This is a genomic window from Deltaproteobacteria bacterium, from assembly GCA_003696105.1.
Lineage (GTDB): Bacteria > Myxococcota_A > Polyangia > Haliangiales > J016 > J016.
On sequence record RFGE01000031.1, the window covers coordinates 1 to 3,038 of the forward strand.

3 protein-coding genes are annotated in these 3,038 nt (G+C 68.9%); all 3 read right to left on the reverse strand.

The genetic code is table 11. From position 1 onward, the window contains the following. On the reverse strand, nt 1-1,187 hold a 1,187-nt coding region (locus D6689_02095; protein RMH44569.1), incomplete at its 3' end, for an FHA domain-containing protein. A 449-nt stretch (nt 1,188-1,636) separates the two neighbouring features. Next, complete coding sequence (locus tag D6689_02100; protein RMH44570.1) at nt 1,637-2,032, reverse strand: hypothetical protein; 396 nt, start codon at nt 2,030-2,032, stop codon at nt 1,637-1,639. Nucleotides 2,033-2,079: 47 nt separating this feature from the next. Beyond that, complete coding sequence (locus D6689_02105) at nt 2,080-3,024, reverse strand: hypothetical protein (GenBank protein RMH44571.1); 945 nt, start codon at nt 3,022-3,024, stop codon at nt 2,080-2,082. Nucleotides 3,025-3,038 lie beyond the last annotated feature (14 nt).

The window sequence follows — 3,038 nt, forward strand, 5'->3', positions numbered from 1 at the left end:
CCGATGATCTCGTCGCCGACGAACTTGTCGAGGGTTCCCCCGTGCCGGAACAGGATCTCGACCATCACCTCGAAGTACTCGTTGAGGGTCGAGACCACTTCTTCGGGCGGGCGGCCGTCGGACATGGCGGTGAACCCGCGAATGTCCGAGTAGAGCATCGTGACCTCGTGCAGCCGGCCACCTTTTTCGATTTGCAGTTCGCCCTTGAGAACCTGTTCGACGACCGACGGCGGGACGAGCCGGGAAATCTGCGCGCGTGTTTGCGCTTCTTGCTCGATGCGGGTTGCGAGTCGTGCGTTCTGGATCGCGATGGCCGCCTGCGCCGCCATTCCCATGCAAATCTGCAGATCTTTCTCGGTGAAGGCATTCGTCGCGATCTGCGAGTCGAGGTGCATGATGCCGAGGATTTCGTCGCCATGGAGCAGAGGGACCGTCATGGTCGACCGAATCCCCTGCATGATGATCGAGTGGGCGCCGGAAAACCGCGAGTCCATGGTGGCGTCCGACGACAGCACGGCTGCTTTGCTTTTGATGACCTCGTTCGTGACCGTCGTGGACAGCACGATGTTGTTGTCCGTGCGTCCGTCGCGCGTCTTGAGGTAGCGCGGGACGAGCTCCCCGTTGCTGTCCATGAGCAAAATCACGCCGCGGTCAGCCGGAAGCAGCTCGAACGCTTTGTCGAGAATCTTGGGGAGCAGTCGCTCGAGGTCCAGCTCGGTGCTCGTCGCTTTGGCGAGTTCATGGCCGATACGCAGCCGCTCGTAGTCGCGGCGAAGTACCTTTTCGTCGGTGATGCTGGACTCGCGCAGGAACTCGCCGCTGTCGGCGGCGATCTTCTGTCGGATGTGGCTTTCGGTGAGGCCGGGCGAGATGGTGACACGCGTGAGCGCCTCGTCTTCGCCGCTGTCTTCGACGTAGAGCAGGCGCGTCGACCCCATGCAGATCTCGTCGCCGTCGCGAAGCTCGTACTCACTGATGCGCTCGCCGCGGATGTAGGTCCCGTTGAGCGAGCCGAGGTCGCGCAGTACGTACTTGTGGTCGGGCGTTCGGTGAATCTGCGCGTGTTCCTTGGAGATGATCCGGTCGAGGATCTGGATCGTGTTGTCCGGATGCCGCCCGATCGAGTTGAACGCACCCAGTTCGAACTCTTGCCGGTCTTCGCTGGAAATGAGGATGAGTTTCGCCATGGTGGCGGTCGTCAGTTACGAACTCGCGGTGTCGCTCGCGCGGCGTGTGGGCGCAGTTTTCGTGGATCGGGCGGCGAACATGCGGCACGGTCCACTCCGGTCGCGGGCGACGCGACGGCCGCGGGTCGTGCGTCCCTGTGACCGATGTTCACCATGAGGCCCCAGCTATCGAATCGTATTGCGGGTACACGCCAAGGTAAAGGGGCATCGTCGGAGTTCGCGCGGGCGGGCCGGCGGGCCGAGACGATCCGCACGATCGTGCAGGACGCCGGCGGACGGGCGACCGGGAGTCGGCGAGCCCGCCGGTCGCCCGATCCGGTGGGCGGCGGGAACGCGCGTCCGTCGCGCATCGCGGTGCGGGCGGTGCTCTGGGCACCGGCGGCGCGCAGGACACCCGCGGTGGGCCGCGGCGCGTACGGTCGCGGCGGCGGGTGCCGCCCGCGCGGTCGTCAGTCGCGGTCCAGATCGACGGAGCGCGTGAAGTGCAGCGACGTCGTCTTGCCGAACGGATGGCGCACGACGACGGAAAAATCCGCGTACAAGGTGCGCAGATCGTCGGAGAAGTACACGTTGACGGCGTCGTCCGGGATGCCCCCGAGCGCGACGATCTTGCGGCGCACCTTTTCGGCGAGATCCTGCGCGCTGGTCGTGCCGAGCCACCGGTCGGTGGCGAACGGATCCACCTCCGCCCCCTCGTAGCGCGCCTCGTCGAGGATGACGTCTACGTCGCTGACTTTGAGGTAGACGGGGACGAACTTGATCGCTCCGTAGATGAGCCCGGCGACCAACACCGCCAGCGCGAGCGCGACGAAGTTGGGGCGGGGCAGGCGAGCCCGGCGTGCCATGCGTGGAGGTCGCGACGACCGATGACCGGTGTGCGACAGTCGACATGTTAGGTTCTTCGATCGAGGGCGCGCAAGCCGAGGAGACCGACGCTCGCCCACAGGGCCATGCCGACGACCTGCGTCGACAGGCTGTAGGCGAGGACGGTCGCGGCGCGCGCGTCCGCCGTGGCTCCGGGCGCGAACTCGGCGAGCAAGACGACACTTGCGGCCTGCGTGGTGCCGAGGCCGGCCGGCGAGATCGGTACGGCGGCGAGGAGGAAGATGACCGGCAAGCGCGCGAGGGCATCGGGCCACGCGACGCGCACGCCGAACAGCCGCAGAGCGGCCCAGTGCAACGCGAGGAGTCCCGCAACGTACGGCACACGCGCGGCAGCCGCCCGCGCCGTCCCCAACAGGCCCGCGTCGAACATCGGCCGCAACAGCGCGCGATCGGCGAGCCACGCGGGCCGCCACCACAGCGCCACGGCCGCGATCGCGCCGCCCGCCCCGATCGCTGCGACGAGCCAGCGCAGGCCGGCGGCCTCGGGGACGGCGCCGCCGGCCAGGCCGATGCCGACCGGCGCAGCGAGCACCAGCAGGAACGCGCCGGTCGCCAGTCCGACGGCGCCGATGCCGTCCACCACCGGAATGCCGTGGCGGCGGCGAAGCAGGTAGACGAAGCCGCCCGCTCCCGCGCCGTAGTTGAGCAGCGCCAGCAGGTACGACGGTGCTCGGGCCGCGAGCACCGCGCGCGGCGACAGCGGAGTCGCGGGCAGCGCGGCCCGCACCGCGACCCACAGGGCGAACACGTCGGCGGCGACGAGCGCGGCAACGGCGGCCGCCATCAATCCGAGCAGCGCCGCGATGGGCGCTGCCGCGAGGGCGCTGGCGAGGGCGGCGCGGTCGACCGAGGCGGCGACGGCGGCGAGGATCGCCGCGGCGACGAGCCACGGCGCGGTCGCGCGGGCGAGGCGGCGCACGCGAGCGGTCGTTCCGCCGGTCACGATCGGCATTATTGCGCGAGCCG